We start from the raw sequence: 13,472 nt of genomic DNA on the forward strand, positions 1-13,472 counted from the left end.
ATGTCTCCGGTGGACCCGCCCTCCAGAGGGAAGGCGCAAGTCAATATCGAAAACATAAATGATATGTATTTTTATTTGATATCACAATGGTATTGTCGCAATTCGTGCCATAGCGCCCGGCTATGCGCCGGGCGCCAGTCCTACAGCGCTTTGCCGCAGGCCACGCCCGATGCCCAGGCCCACTGGAAGTTGTAGCCGCCCAGCCAGCCGGTGACGTCGACCGCTTCGCCGATGAAATACAGGCCCGGCGTGGTTTTTGCCTGCATCGACTTTTGGTCCAGCCCGCGCGTGTCCACGCCGCCGCGCATGACTTCGGCCTTTTTGTAGCCAGCGGTGCCGCTGGGCACCAGCGACCATTGATGGATGTCCTGCGCCAGCGCACGCAGCGTCTTGTCTGGCGCGTCGGCCAGGCGCAACGCGGCCAGGCCCGGCTTGCCGCCCTGCTCCGCCAGATGCAACCAGCGATCAGCCAGCCGCTTGGGCCACAGGCCCGCCAGCACCGTGTGCAGTTGCTGCCGGTTGCCCGACTTGGACGCCAGCAGTTCTTCGGCCAGGTCGCGGCCCGGCGCCAGGTCGATCACGATGGGTTCGCCGGGTTTCCAATAGCTGGAAATCTGCAGGATCGCCGGCCCGGACAGCCCGCGATGGGTGAACAGCAGGTCTTCCAGGAATTCGCCGCGCGCCTTGCCCTGCCCCGTGTGCAGGCCGACTTCCAGCGCCACGCCCGACAGCTCGGACAGCGGCTGCCATTGCGCGGGGTCGAAGGTCAACGGCACCAGCGCGGGCCGGGGCTCGACCACTTTCAGGCCGAACTGCCGCGCGATCTTCAGGCCGAAATCCGTGGCGCCCAGCTGGGGAATCGCCATGCCGCCGGTCGCCACGACCAGCTTGGCCGCGCGGATCACGCCCTGGCCGGTGCGCAGTTCGAAGCCCGCGTCGCCGTGCCCGATCTCGGACACCGGGCAGCCCATCCGCCATTGCACATTGCCCGCGTCGCATTCGGCGCGCAGCATGTCGATGATGGATTCGCTGGAATCGTTGCAGAAGAGCTGGCCGCGGTGCTTTTCGTGCCAGGCGATATGGTGGCGCTTCATCAGCGCCAGGAAATCCTGCGGGGTATAGGCCGATAACGCCGAGCGGCAGAAATGCGGATTGTCGGACAGGAAATTGGCAGGTCCGGCGCCGATGTTCGTGAAATTGCAGCGTCCGCCGCCCGAAATGCGGATTTTCTCCGCCAGGCGGTCGGCATGGTCGACCAGCACCACGCGCAAGCCGCGCTGGCCGGCCACCGCTGCACACATCATGCCAGCGGCGCCGGCGCCGAGTACGGCTACATCAAACATCAGGACTCCAGACCCGCAGGTCTTACTCTTCGATCAGGCAATCGACGTAGTAGCGCTTTTCGCCATTCGGGCCCACTTCGTCGGCCAGGCCGTGGATGTAGGTCTCGAAGCCGGGGAAGCGCTCGTTGAACTCGCGTGCGAACTGCAGGTACTGCACGATCGTGCGGTTGAAGCGTTCGCCCGGGATCAGCAGCGGGATGCCCGGGGGATACGGCGTCAGCAGCACGCCGGTCACGCGGCCTTCCAGCTTGTCGATGTCGACGCGTTCGACTTCGCGGTGCGCCATGCGGGCAAAGGCGTCCGACGGCTTCAGCGCCGGCACCATGTCGCTCAGGTACATCTCGGTGGTCAGGCGGGCGACGTCGCGCGCGCGGTAGGCCTCGTGGATCTCCTGGCAGAGATCGCGCAGGCCCATGCGCTCGTAGCGGCGATGGACCTTGCAGAAGTCCGGCAGGATGCGCCACAGCGGCTGGTTGCGGTCGTAGTCGTCCTTGAACTGCTGCAAGGCGGTCAACAGCGTGTTCCAGCGGCCCTTGGTGATGCCGATGGTGAACAGGATGAAGAACGAGTACAGGCCAGTCTTTTCGACCACGACGCCGTGCTCGGTCAGGTACTTGGACACCAGCGCGGCGGGGATGCCGGTTTCGCCGAAGCTGCCCGACATGTCCAGCCCCGGGGTGATGACCGTGGCCTTGATCGGGTCCAGCATGTTGAAGCCTTCGGCCATTTCGCCGAAGCCGTGCCAGTGGTCGTTGGCTTCCAGGATCCATTCGTCGCGGTTGCCGATGCCTTCGGACACCAGGCGGTTCGGGCCCCAGACCTTGAACCACCAGTCGTTCTTGCCGAACTCGGATTCCACCTTGCGCATGGCGCGGCGGAAGTCGAGCGCTTCGCGGATGCTTTCCTCGACCAGCGCGGTGCCTCCGGGCGGTTCCATCATGGCGGCGGCCACGTCGCACGACGCGATGATCGCGTACTGCGGCGAGGTCGACGTGTGCATCAGGTACGCCTCGTTGAAGACGTTGCGGTCCAGCTTGCGGGTCTCGGATTCCTGCACGATGATCTGCGAGGCCTGCGAGATGCCGGCCAGCAGCTTGTGCGTCGAGTGCGTGGCGAAGACCATCGCGTCGTGGCTGCGCGGGCGGTCCTGGCCGATGGCGTGCATGTCTTGATAGAACTCGTGGAACGAGGCGTGCGGCAGCCACGCTTCATCGAAGTGCAGCGTGTCGACATAGCTGCCGAGCTGCTCCTTGATCATTTCCACGTTGTAGATGACGCCGTCGTAGGTGCTTTGCGTCAAGGTCAGGATGCGCGGATTCTTGTTCACCGCTTCGCGCGCGAAGGGGTTGGCTTCGATCTTCTTGCGGATGTTGTCCGGGTGGAATTCTTCCAGCGGGATCGGGCCGATGATGCCCAGGTGGTTGCGCGTGGGGCGCAGGAACACCGGGATCGCGCCCGTCATCGTGATGGCGTGCAGGATCGACTTGTGGCAATTGCGGTCCACCACCACCACGTCGCCGGCAGCGACGTTGGCGTGCCAGACGACCTTGTTGGACGTGGACGTGCCGTTGGTGACGAAGAAGCAATGGTCCGCATGGAAAATGCGCGCGGCGTTCAGTTCGGACTCGGCGATGGGGCCGGTGTGGTCCAGCAACTGACCCAGTTCGTCCACGGCGTTGCAGACGTCGGCGCGCAGCATGTTCTCGCCGAAGAACTGGTGGAACATGCGTCCGACGGGGCTCTTCAGGAACGCCACGCCGCCGGAGTGGCCGGGACAGTGCCAGGAATACGAACCGTCTTGCGCGTACTTGACCAGTTCGCGGAAGAACGGCGGCGGCAGCGAATCCACGTAGCTGCGCGCTTCGCGGATGATGTGGCGCGCCACGAATTCGGGGGTGTCCTCGAACATGTGGATGAAGCCGTGCAGCTCGCGCAGGATGTCGTTCGGGATGTGTTCCGACGTGCGCGTCTCGCCATACAGATAGATGGGGATGTCGGCGTTGCGGAAGCGCAGTTCGCCGATGAACATGCGCAGGTTCTTGATCGCGCTGGCCACGTCCTCGGGCGAATCCACGTCGAACTCTTCATCGTCAATCGACAGGATGAAGGCGCTGGCGCGGCTTTGCTGCTGCGCAAACGAACTCAGGTCGCCATAACTGGTCACCCCGATCACCTCGACGCCCTCGGCCTCGATCGCTTCAGATAAGGCACGGATACCCAAACCGGACGCGTTCTCGGAACGGTAGTCCTCGTCGATGATGAAGATGGGGAAGCGGAATTTCATGCAGGCGCTCCTGGGGCAAGACGGGATCGGACGCTTATCGCGGCGCGAATGTACTTCTAGTAAAAATCCGCCTGATGACAGACGGCGCGAGCACCCGCCGGGGAGGCGGGAATGGCGGAATTGTAGGGCTGTTTTTCTTACAGTCCTAAGGGAAATCCCCAGAAGGCCTGAACAGCCGTTGTCATCGCGCCAAAAGCGGGCGCTTTCAGCACAGCGGCAACGGCGGCGGGGGAGCAAACCTAGCGGATCGTCTGGGCTTCGCCCGTCTGCAGGGCCGCCGTGAACAGCTCGAAATAGGCGGGGATCGCCTCGGAGGCGCCGTACCGGATGCGCCGTTCGACCTTGGCAATGGCGCCAAAACAGACTTCGAACCCGGGGTCGCCGCAAACCAGCACGACCGGGTCTTCGTCGTCGCAGACCTCGTAGAGGCCACCGTGCGCGCGGCGCCCGATCTCGTAGAGGTAGGCGGCGGCGCCGACAGTCTGCATGGGGGTAAGAGGCAAGGTCCCGACGTGGGCGGCCTCGAGCGCGTCATCCAGCGCGTGGACGCTGGACAGGGAATAGTCCAACACCGCGCCCGTGGAGCTGGCGGCTTGTACAAAGTCTTGCGCGGCATCCGCCACACGAGCGACGAACTCTTCCTGCACTTCGTCGCGCTTGGCGTCCTGGTTTATCTTGAGGAAACCGAACATCATTGGCTCCTTTGTGAAAACCGCAAGCGGCAATGTACCCATTATAGGCAACCGGCCCGCCTATACTGCCCGAATCCCCCTCGACCGTTCCGTATTCCCAACACTTACGCCCATGCCCGCCCCGCTTGTCAGACGCTTGACCGCCCCGGATGCCCCGTCCCTGCGCCGTTTGCGCCTGGACGCCTTGGTGGAAACACCCGAATCGTTCGGATCAAGTTACGAAGAGGAACACACGCTGACACTGGAAGATATCCGGGGGTGGATCACGCCGCTGGATGACGGCGCGATGTTCGGGGTGTTTGCCGACGACGCGCTTGCCGGCATGGTCGGCGTGGGCCGCCAGCGCAAATTGAAGATGCGCCACAAAGCGCACATCTGGAGCATGTACGTCGCCCCCGCCCAACGCGGGCACGGCCTGGGCCGGCTGCTGATGCATGCGGCCATCGCGCATGCGCAGACCATGCGCGGCATCCGGCAGGTGCAATTGAGCGTGACCGCCAACAACGTCGCCGCGGCGGCGCTTTACGCCAGCCTGGGCTTCATGGAATACGGCACGGAACGCGAAGCGCTTTGCGTGAACGGGCAACTCTACGACGAAACCCTGATGGCGCTGGCGTTGTCAGGCAGGTAGCGCAGCGCCTTGATTCAGGCCCCGGCCTTGCGCCGGATACCGTACGCGCACACCTGGTTGCGGCCGCCGTCCTTGGCCTTGTATAGCGCCTGGTCCGCCGCCTTGATCACCGCGTCCGGGGCCCGCAGCGCGTCGCCGCGCTCGGCCACGCCGATGCTGACCGTCACCCGCAACGGACGCGCGTTGCGCCCTCCCCGCGACCCGCGCCGGCGTTGGCCCGCCTGGTCCGCCTTGGGGCGGGCCGGCCTGTCGCGCAGCCGCATTTGATAGGCCTCGATGGCGCGTCTGACGGTCTCCAGGTGCGGCATGCTTTCCGCCGCGGTCTTGCCGGGAAACACCAGCGTGAACTCTTCCCCGCCGTAGCGGTACGCCTGGCCGCCGCCGGGAACGCGACGCAATTGCGACGCCACCATGCGCAGCACCTGGTCGCCTACATCGTGCCCGTGCGTATCGTTGAAGACTTTGAAGTGATCCACATCCGCCATTGCCAGCGTGTAGACGCGGCCCATGCGCTGCAGACGTTCATTCAGCGCACGCCGGCCCGGCAAGCCGGTCAACTCGTCACGGAACGCCATGTGGAAGCCTTCATGTGCCAGCGAAATGCACAGCGCCGTCAGCGCCGCGGCCGACATCAGGGCCAGTTCGACCGGATGCTCCGCACCGCGCGGCAACGCCCACGCCATGCAAACGAAGCCCAGCCATTGCCCGGCTTGCTGGGGACGCCCGTAACGCAACAGCAGCAAGGTCAGCGTCAGCCCCGTCAGCAGCAGCGCCACCAGGGCTTCGACCGGCACGCCCAGCCGCGCCAGCTTTCCCTGCACCGCCAGCGTCACGAAGACGTCGGCCAGACCGTCCTGGCCGACCAGCGCGATCACCGCCACGCCCGCCGCCATCAGCCCAAGGCGCGCGGCCATGTCCAACAGCATGCTTGACCGCTCGGACCACAGCGCGTTGATCGTATAGGCCACGGACCACCACGCCAGCGCCGGCCCCAGCGCCCACGGCGCTTCCCGCGCCAGCGTCGGCCAGACGGCGGCGGCGGCCAGCGCGCAGAGCATCAACGCCAGGGTTTGCGAACGCTGGTACATCAGGCAGATGGCCGCGCCGATCAGCGCCATCACCCACGGCACGAATGGCACGATCAGCGTCAGCGCCGGCGGCCAATCGCGCCACAGCATCAGGCCAACCGCGGCCGCCACTGGCAGCGCGGGATAAAACAACAGGGGCAGCCAGGGAATATGGGGGTAACGCACGGGGTCGGGCCTTGCTCAGCTTGCAGAGATGACGTCGCCAAATCGGCAAACACATATATTCTTTTTACGGCCAAGCCAGTGGATTTCTTTAGCGCGCGCCGCGGCTCGGCCGGGCCGCATGCCGCAGCGGGCCCGTGATATGGTTTCTACCCCCTTGAAGGAACACCCATGCGTATCCTGATCAACATCGACGTCCCCGATCTTGAACACGCCATCGGCTTCTATCAGCGCGCTTTCGGATTGACCTTGCATCGGCGGCTGGGCCCGAACGCGGCGGAAATGCTGGGCGCCGATGCGCCCATCTATCTGCTGGAAAAGGCCGCCGGCACGCCTGCGGCCAGCGCGGCGCGGCAGACGCGCGACTACGCGCGGCACTGGACGCCCGTGCATCTGGACGTGGTGGTGGAAGACGTGGATCGCGCCGTGGAGCAGGCGGTCGCGGCCGGCGCCCACCTGGAAGATCCGGCCGTCTCGCACGCCTGGGGCCGCATCGCACATTTGAGCGACCCGTACGGCCACGGCATCTGCATCCTGCAATTCCTGGGCCGGGGCTACGACGAACTGGCAGGCGGCGCAACGCAGTACCGGCCGGTGTCGGAAGCGGACTTCGACGCCCTGGCGAACCTGCGGATCGACGCCATGCGGGACAGCCTGACGCGCCTGGGCCGCTTCGATCCGGAACGGGCGCGGGCCCGGCTGCGCAGCACCTTCGACCCCGAACATACCTGGGCGATCGAGCACGACGGACAACGGGTGGGGTTCTACGCCCTGCGGCCGGACGGCGAGGGCTTGCGGCTGGACCACCTGTACGTGGCGCCGTCCGCGCAAGGAAAAGGCCTGGGCAGCGAGGTCATGCGCCGGATCCTGCAGAATGCCGACAGCCGGGGGCTGCCGGTATCCGTGGGCGCGCTGCGCGGCAGCGACTCCAACCGCTTCTACCTGCGGCACGGGTTTATCCAGGCCGGTGAAACCGAGTGGGATATCGACTACCTGCGCCCGGCGCCCGGCCAGGGCGCCTGACGGATCAGGTGCGCGGCAGCGTGACGCCGCGCTGGCCCTGGTACTTGCCGCCGCGGTCGGCGTAGGACGTCTCGCACACTTCGTCGCTTTCCAGGAACAGCATTTGCGCGCAGCCTTCGCCGGCGTAGATCTTGGCGGGCAGCGGCGTGGTGTTCGAGAATTCCAGCGTGACGTGGCCTTCCCATTCGGGTTCCAGCGGCGTCACGTTGACGATGATGCCGCAGCGCGCGTAGGTGCTCTTGCCCAGGCAGATCGTCAAGACGCTGCGCGGAATACGGAAGTATTCGACCGTGCGGGCCAGGGCGAACGAGTTCGGCGGGATGATGCAGACATCACCCTTGAAGTCCACGAACGAGCCTTCATCGAAATTCTTGGGGTCGACGATGGTGGAATTGATGTTCGTGAAGATCTTGAATTCGTCGGCGCAACGCACGTCGTAGCCGTAGCTGCTGGTGCCGTAACTGACGATGCGCCCGCCATTGGCCGTGCGGACCTGACCCGCTTCAAAGGGTTCGATCATGCCGGCTTCGGCCTGGCGGCGGATCCAGCGGTCGCTTTTGATGCTCATGGTGGGAATGGTGCTAAGGGGAAGGAATGGGCCTCATTTTATCCCGAGCGCGCCCGACCCGCCGGCGGACGGGGCGGGACGCCTTTATCCCGCCCCGCCCGCCGGCGTTCAGTTCCCCCAGAAAGTCCGGTAGACCAGCGCGATACCGTTGACGGAACCGCCCTTCAGGTCCACGGACAGGCCACGCGCCAGCCGGTAGCTGGCCCGTCCGACCGTGTCGCTGCCTGCCAGCGCCTGTTCGACGCTCAGCGTGATGCCGTTGGCGAACGACTTGCTGGCCACCAGGAACTGGGTTGCCAACTGGCTGTCGCTGTCCCGATTGACGTCGCCGGCGACGGTACGGTCCGGCAGGATGCTGCCGGAACTGCCGATGTTGCCGGTCCGCACGCTGACATCGTCCAGCCCGAATTGCTTGTAGAACGGCTGACCGCCCCCCAGCAGCGCCGTGCCGACCGACACCAGCAGGGCCGCGTCGCTGCCGCTTTCGTCCGGGCCCCGGCCGAGCAACAGCCAAGAGAGCTTTTCCACGTCGCTGACGTCCGGGTACGACACCAGGTCGATCCGGGGACGTTGCGCGGTGCCCACGACCTTGACGCCCGCCTCCACCTGTTCACCGGTGCGCAGCGCCTCGATGTCCAGCAGGGGATTGTCCAAACGCCCCTGGAAGGTCAGCGTGCCCCGGCTTAGCCGCAACTTCTGGCCATATGCCTCGATGCCGCCGCCCCGCGTGCGTAGCTGGCCAACGCCGGTCAAGCGGCCCTCGTTCAGCAGGATCTGGATCGACCCCAACAAACCGGCGTCCAGCCCCATGCCGGTGATATAGAAGCGCGGCCCCATGTCGAACTTCAGGTTCATGCTGGTCTGCAACGGCGTCGACACCGCGGCCGGGTCCTGCCCGGCCCGGACCACCTTGACGTCGTCGTCCAGCGAGGGCACGCCTTGCAGGATCTCCAGGCTGAACCAGCCCGCGTCCGCCTTCAGGTCGCCCACGATCTCGATGCGGGGCATGGCCGCCTTCAGGTCGATGACGCCGGACACCATGGCGTAGCGGTCCGAGCGCTGCAGCGCCGGGAACCGGTGCAAGGTCAGCTTGATATCGCCGCCGCCGTCGATGATGTTCCACTGGCCGCGGGCCTCGGCATAGCCGCCCTTGGCCTCGGGATTGGTGGTGATCCATTCCTTGGTGCGCCATTCCGCGGGCATCACCCGCAGGGATGCCGGAAAACGCAGGCTGTCCAGCACCAGCCGGTCGCCGTCCAGACGCGCGGACAAAGTGCCGTCGATCAGGCGCACGCCATCGTCGATGCGCACCACGCGCAGCTTGTCGCCCCGGATCGTGCCGCTGGCGGCCCACTTTCCCGCCAGGGTGCCCTGGGCCTCCAGGTTGGCCTTGACCGTGCCGCCGACCTCCATCGAATCGCCCACGAACAGGCCGACCCAGGCCAGGTCGGCGATATCGGCATCCAGCTTGGCGCGCAGGGGCTGGCGCGCGTCCAGCGCCATGCCGCCCTTGGCGTCCACGACCAGCACGGCCGAACCGGTGCCGTTGACGGTGCCCATCTTGTTGGTCGCCAGATTGATCGTGGCGTCCAGCCGGCTGGCGTTTGCCGAGGTGGGCGTGGCGGTCACGTCCAGCACCAGCGCCTTCACCCCCAAGGGGATGGGGGGATCGCCCGGAATCAGCAAATCGCCATCGCGCCGCGCGATGCGTGCCTTGCCACCCAGCCGCCCGTCGAATTTCAGGTCCCACAGCACGTCCAGCGCGATGCGGCGCTGGCCCTCGGGAACCATCGCGTTCACGCGGCTGGGCCCCTTGCCCAATTTCGAGGCCGACTCGGGATCGACGGCGGTGATTACCTGGCGGGCCATGGCGGCCGTGATGACCAGGTTATCGGCCTGGCCAGCCGTTTCCCAGCGCTTGCCGCCGCCGCGCGACCCCTGGTGCGCCAGGGTCAGGCGTTCCTTGCCAGGCAAGGTCAGGCTCAAGGCGGTCTGGCCGACCTGCCATTGCCACTGCGGCGCCACGGCCGACGGCAGATAGGCCAGCGTCACGGGCCGGTCCGCCGTCACCGTAAAGCCGGCGGTGTCGGCCGTCAGCTTGGAAAATGCCCCGCGCCACCCCTGCAACGCCGCATCGGGTTGACCGGCGGCGCCCTTGCCCCAGGCGCCGGTAAATACGATGTTGGCTTTGGCCGGCGCCTGCCCCAGCACCCCGGCACGCGGCTTGGCGGGTGTGTAGCCGGCGGTCACCTCGCCGCGATGCGCGCTCATGGTGCCCGCCAATTTGGCTTTGACTTCAGCGCCGCCCGGAATGCCGGGCCAGAAGGCGTCCAATTGGGGCGCCTGGGCGTCAAGGGCCAGGGAACCGTCCTTGGCGTCCAGTTCGCCCTTGGCCTGAATCCGGTTGCGGCCCAGCTTCACGTCCACGTCCAGCCCGTGAATGCGCAAGCCGGCCAGCGGATCCGGCTCGGCACTACCGGCAGGCGTCGCCGCGCCCGGCGTCGGGGCCTGCGGCGCGGCAAGGTCGACCTGCGCCTTCAATGCCCCGGTCAGGGGCTGTTTGTTCCAGCGCGTGCCGTCTTCGAAACGCAAGTCGACGGCGGCGTGCCGCAACTGGCTCAGGTTTTCAATATCGGCCTGCACGTCGCCGCGCACGGTCAGCACGGCGGGCGGAATGGCCTCGCCCAGCCAGGGCGCCAGATCCAGGCGCTGGGCGCTGATGGTGCCCACGATGCGGTCGCGGCCCGCGCCCTGGGCAGCATCGGACTGCAGATCGAGTTGCGCGGCAAGCGTTGATTTATCGGGCAGTTGCGCATTGGCGCGGGCACTGCGCAACACCAGCGCCGTGCGTGGCGCCAGGTCGGCAACCACCTCGAGCAGCAACCCGGAACCCACGCCGTCCAGCTTGGCCTGGATGCCGTCCAGGGAACCCGCGGCGTCCGCGCGCAGCAGTACCTGGCAAGCGGGCGCGGGCGGGCCGACGGGCTCGGACGGCTTGGCGGCCTTGGGATCGGGCTTGCCCTTGGGGTCGGCTTTGGTCTTGGGGTCCGCCTTAATATTGGCGTTTGCCGGGCGCGCGTCGAACACACCGCTCAGCTTGTCCGCCTGGCACAGCGGCGAATCCGGCCCCGAACCCCGGGCGGTCACATCCAATCGCGCAGTGAACGGCCAGGGATCGGCCATGCCCTGCAGGTCGGCCTGGCCCGACACCTCCGCCTGTCCGACCTCATGGCCCACGCGCAGGGTGGCAATGCGCAACTGCGCTCCCTGCTTGCCCGCCGCGAAGGTGGCGTTCAGATCGCCCAACGTGACGGGTAGCGGCTGGCCGTCCTGATCCAGTTGAAAGTCGCCTAGCGCCACGCGGTCCACGGCGATGTCCACCGGCAGCGACGGCAGCGTGAACGGCGTGCCGTCGTCTTCCTCGGGCGGCGTCTCGGGCGACGCGCTCAGCGTCACGTGCACCGACCCCGCCGAGACGTCGCGCACATGCAGCAGGCGGTCGCCCAGCGCACGCCAATGCACGTCCAGATGCAGATCGGTGATGTCGATCCGGGTGCCGCCCACATCCAGGTCCAGTTTGCCCACCGACACGCCGCGCAACAACGAACCGTTCACCGCCAGCGCCTGCCCGTTCAATTGCTGGGCAGCCGTCGTCAACAGCAGACGAGTGCCGTTCTGGGACCCCACCAGCCAGAACAGGAATCCGCTGGCCAGCAGCGCCAGCATCGCCAGGCCCGGCAACCACCAAACCAGGATCTGGCGCAGGAGTTTGCGCAACACCTTCAAAACGCGATCCCCAACGAAAAGTGCAGACGCAGGTCCCGTTCACGCTGGCCGTAGGCCAGGTCCAGGAACAACGGGCCCGCCGGCGTGCGCACCCGGGCGCCCACGCCATAGCCGACCGCCATCGACATGTCGCCAAACGATTCCGCGGCATCCCCGGCGTCCACGAACACGCCCATGCCCCAACGTTCATTGAAATAGTGGTCGTATTCGACGCTGCCCACGACGAGCGTGGGCGCGCCCACGACGGCGTTGTCGCGCTGCACGCCGATGCTCTGGTACTTATAGCCCCGGATCGACCGCGCGCCGCCGGTACGGAAGCCGAAATCGTCCGGCACCTGCACCTTGCTGCTGGACCAGACCCGGCCGACTTCCCCCCGCACGGTCAGCACGTCGAGCTTGCCGATCGGCCACCATTTCTGGGCCCGCAACCGGGCCCGCGTGTAGGGCTCGCCCGTGTCCAGCGTCACGCCCACGCCGCCGCCCACCGCGATCAGGTGGCCTTCGCGCGGGTCATACTTGTTATCCACATCGCGGCGCAGCCACTCGGCCGTGGCGGTCAGCGTCGGCAAGGTGTATTCGTCGCCGCCGTCGATCTTCACGTGATCCTGCGCCAGCAGCAGGCCCCAGCGGGTTTCGTATTCCACCCGGCTGTCGCCCGCGCCCTTGCGTTCTTGCAGGCGCGTCGCGCCCAGTGCGTAACGCGTGACGTCCAGGCCCTGGATATCGGAATGGTCGGCCAGCACGCCGAAGGAATCCTTGTAGCCGCGCGCGGTGGGCGGCAACAGGAAGTCGGCATAGGCGCGTTGGCGCAGCCGGTCCACGCTGAAACCCGTCTCCATGGTGACCGGCTGGCCAAACACCACGTTCTGCCGGTACAGCGATTCCACGCGCACGCCCGCTTCGTCGTCCACGCCCAGCGACGCCGTGAAACGCTTGGGCGGCGCTTCGACCACGCGCACCTGCACGGGAAGCGTCACCTCGCCGTCGGAATCATAGGCGGCGGGGGGCGGCGGCACGGCGCCGGACACGGACGGGTCGCCTGCGGGCGTCGCCGCGGCCAGATCGGTCGAGCCCGGCGCGCGGGCCCGGTCCGATTTCACGTCTTGCGCCGGTTGCTGCTGCGCGCCCCCCGGTTGTTCGAGCGAGACGAACGCGCCACGGAAAAACGCGGTGGACTGCAAGTCTTGCTGCCAGGTGTCCAGCCGGTTCTGGTCGTAGGCCGAGCCCACGGAATAGCGCACGTAACGCTGGACGAGTGTGTCGGGCACCCGCTTCAGGCCCTCGGTATTCAGTTCGCCCATGCGGACCTGCGGCCCGCTGTCGATCGTGACGCGCAGCACGGCCGACGCCGTATCCGCCTGGATGTCTGCCTGTGATGCGGTCATGCGCGCCAGCATGAAGTCGCGCGTCGAGACCTGGTCCAGCAGGCTCGATTTGGCCTTGTTCCAGTCGCTGTTGATGAACGGCTGCCCCGCCTTCAACTGCCAATCGTCGCGCAGCTTCTGCACGCGTTGCGCGAATTCGGGGCGGGTGATGCGGCCCGTGAACGTCAGGTCCACTTCCGACACCGTGGTGCGCTTGCCGGAGACGATGCCGATATCCCAGGTTTCCCCGCCAATATCGGTGCCGGATTCCAGCGTTACCGTGGGCGAAAAATAGCCCTGGGTTGCCAGGGCCGCCAGCGTCGCGTCGCGCGCGCGCCGGCGCAGCCGGTTGATTTCACCGCCATCCTGGTCTTCGGCCAGCCGCGCGATCGCGTCCACCGCCTCGGTGATCGCTTGCAGCGCGGCCGGCGGCACGCCGCCGGGGTCCACGATGATCTCCGGACGTTTGGCCAGCGCCTCGCCCGATACCACGCAAAGTCCAGCCAAGAAGGCGCGGGCTGCCCACCGCAT

The 13,472-nt window shown here is 66.6% G+C and carries 9 protein-coding genes; 2 read left to right on the top strand and 7 right to left on the bottom strand.

Annotation, left to right across the window (positions count from 1 at the left end):
• Nucleotides 1-140: 140 nt before the first annotated feature.
• The 3 genes from CQ050_RS11585 to CQ050_RS11595 all read right to left on the bottom strand — a co-directional run bounded on the left by CQ050_RS11585 (nucleotide 141) and on the right by CQ050_RS11595 (nucleotide 4,319).
• Nucleotides 141-1,343, bottom strand: a complete 1,203-nt coding sequence (locus CQ050_RS11585; protein ID WP_105556974.1) for an NAD(P)/FAD-dependent oxidoreductase — start codon at nucleotides 1,341-1,343, stop codon at nucleotides 141-143.
• 22 nt (nucleotides 1,344-1,365) lie between these two features.
• Nucleotides 1,366-3,627 (bottom strand): arginine/lysine/ornithine decarboxylase, encoded by a 2,262-nt coding sequence (locus CQ050_RS11590; RefSeq protein ID WP_105556975.1) that lies wholly within the window; start codon nucleotides 3,625-3,627, stop codon nucleotides 1,366-1,368.
• 239 nt (nucleotides 3,628-3,866) lie between these two features.
• Nucleotides 3,867-4,319 carry a hypothetical protein gene (locus tag CQ050_RS11595; RefSeq protein ID WP_105556976.1) on the bottom strand — a complete coding sequence of 151 codons (453 nt, stop codon included), beginning with the start codon at nucleotides 4,317-4,319 and terminating at the stop codon, nucleotides 3,867-3,869.
• Nucleotides 4,320-4,431: 112 nt separating this feature from the next.
• Here CQ050_RS11595 and CQ050_RS11600 point away from each other — a divergent pair, with 112 nt between their 5' ends.
• Nucleotides 4,432-4,950 (top strand): GNAT family N-acetyltransferase, encoded by a 519-nt coding sequence (locus CQ050_RS11600; RefSeq protein ID WP_105556977.1) that lies wholly within the window; start codon nucleotides 4,432-4,434, stop codon nucleotides 4,948-4,950.
• Nucleotides 4,951-4,964: 14 nt separating this feature from the next.
• Here CQ050_RS11600 and CQ050_RS11605 read toward each other — a convergent pair whose 3' ends face one another.
• Nucleotides 4,965-6,203, bottom strand: a complete 1,239-nt coding sequence (locus CQ050_RS11605; RefSeq protein ID WP_105556978.1) for a diguanylate cyclase — start codon at nucleotides 6,201-6,203, stop codon at nucleotides 4,965-4,967.
• Nucleotides 6,204-6,371: 168 nt separating this feature from the next.
• On the opposite strand from CQ050_RS11605, the gene CQ050_RS11610 reads away from it, so the two are divergent.
• Entirely contained in the window at nucleotides 6,372-7,223 is an 852-nt protein-coding gene (locus CQ050_RS11610) for a GNAT family N-acetyltransferase (RefSeq protein ID WP_105556979.1), read from the top strand.
• A gap of 4 nt (nucleotides 7,224-7,227) precedes the next feature.
• Here the strand turns inward: CQ050_RS11610 and dcd are convergent, their stop codons facing one another.
• The 3 genes from dcd to CQ050_RS11625 all read right to left on the bottom strand — a co-directional run bounded on the left by dcd (nucleotide 7,228) and on the right by CQ050_RS11625 (nucleotide 13,472).
• A complete protein-coding gene (gene dcd, locus CQ050_RS11615; RefSeq protein WP_006226186.1) occupies nucleotides 7,228-7,791 on the bottom strand; it encodes a dCTP deaminase in 564 nt (187 codons plus the stop codon).
• Nucleotides 7,792-7,899: 108 nt separating this feature from the next.
• Nucleotides 7,900-11,517 carry a translocation/assembly module TamB domain-containing protein gene (locus CQ050_RS11620; protein WP_199196796.1) on the bottom strand — a complete coding sequence of 1,206 codons (3,618 nt, stop codon included), beginning with the start codon at nucleotides 11,515-11,517 and terminating at the stop codon, nucleotides 7,900-7,902.
• A gap of 56 nt (nucleotides 11,518-11,573) precedes the next feature.
• On the bottom strand, nucleotides 11,574-13,472 hold the full coding sequence (locus CQ050_RS11625) for an autotransporter assembly complex family protein (protein WP_105556981.1): 1,899 nt from the start codon (nucleotides 13,470-13,472) through the stop codon (nucleotides 11,574-11,576).

Source organism: Achromobacter sp. MYb9, from assembly GCF_002975275.1.
In the GTDB taxonomy this organism is placed as follows: domain Bacteria; phylum Pseudomonadota; class Gammaproteobacteria; order Burkholderiales; family Burkholderiaceae_B; genus Achromobacter.

Excerpts from the sequence above, each read along its gene's own strand:
- CQ050_RS11620 (WP_199196796.1), bottom strand. The coding sequence starts at position 11,517 with ATGCTGGCGCTGCTGGCCAGCGGATTCCTGTTCTGGCTGGTGGGGTCC.
- dcd (WP_006226186.1), bottom strand. The coding sequence starts at position 7,791 with ATGAGCATCAAAAGCGACCGCTGGATCCGCCGCCAGGCCGAAGCCGGC.
- CQ050_RS11600 (WP_105556977.1), top strand. The coding sequence starts at position 4,432 with ATGCCCGCCCCGCTTGTCAGACGCTTGACCGCCCCGGATGCCCCGTCC.
- CQ050_RS11625 (WP_105556981.1), bottom strand. The coding sequence starts at position 13,472 with ATGCGGTGGGCAGCCCGCGCCTTCTTGGCTGGACTTTGCGTGGTATCG.
- CQ050_RS11610 (WP_105556979.1), top strand. The coding sequence starts at position 6,372 with ATGCGTATCCTGATCAACATCGACGTCCCCGATCTTGAACACGCCATC.
- CQ050_RS11585 (WP_105556974.1), bottom strand. The coding sequence starts at position 1,343 with ATGTTTGATGTAGCCGTACTCGGCGCCGGCGCCGCTGGCATGATGTGT.
- CQ050_RS11595 (WP_105556976.1), bottom strand. The coding sequence starts at position 4,319 with ATGTTCGGTTTCCTCAAGATAAACCAGGACGCCAAGCGCGACGAAGTG.
- CQ050_RS11590 (WP_105556975.1), bottom strand. The coding sequence starts at position 3,627 with ATGAAATTCCGCTTCCCCATCTTCATCATCGACGAGGACTACCGTTCC.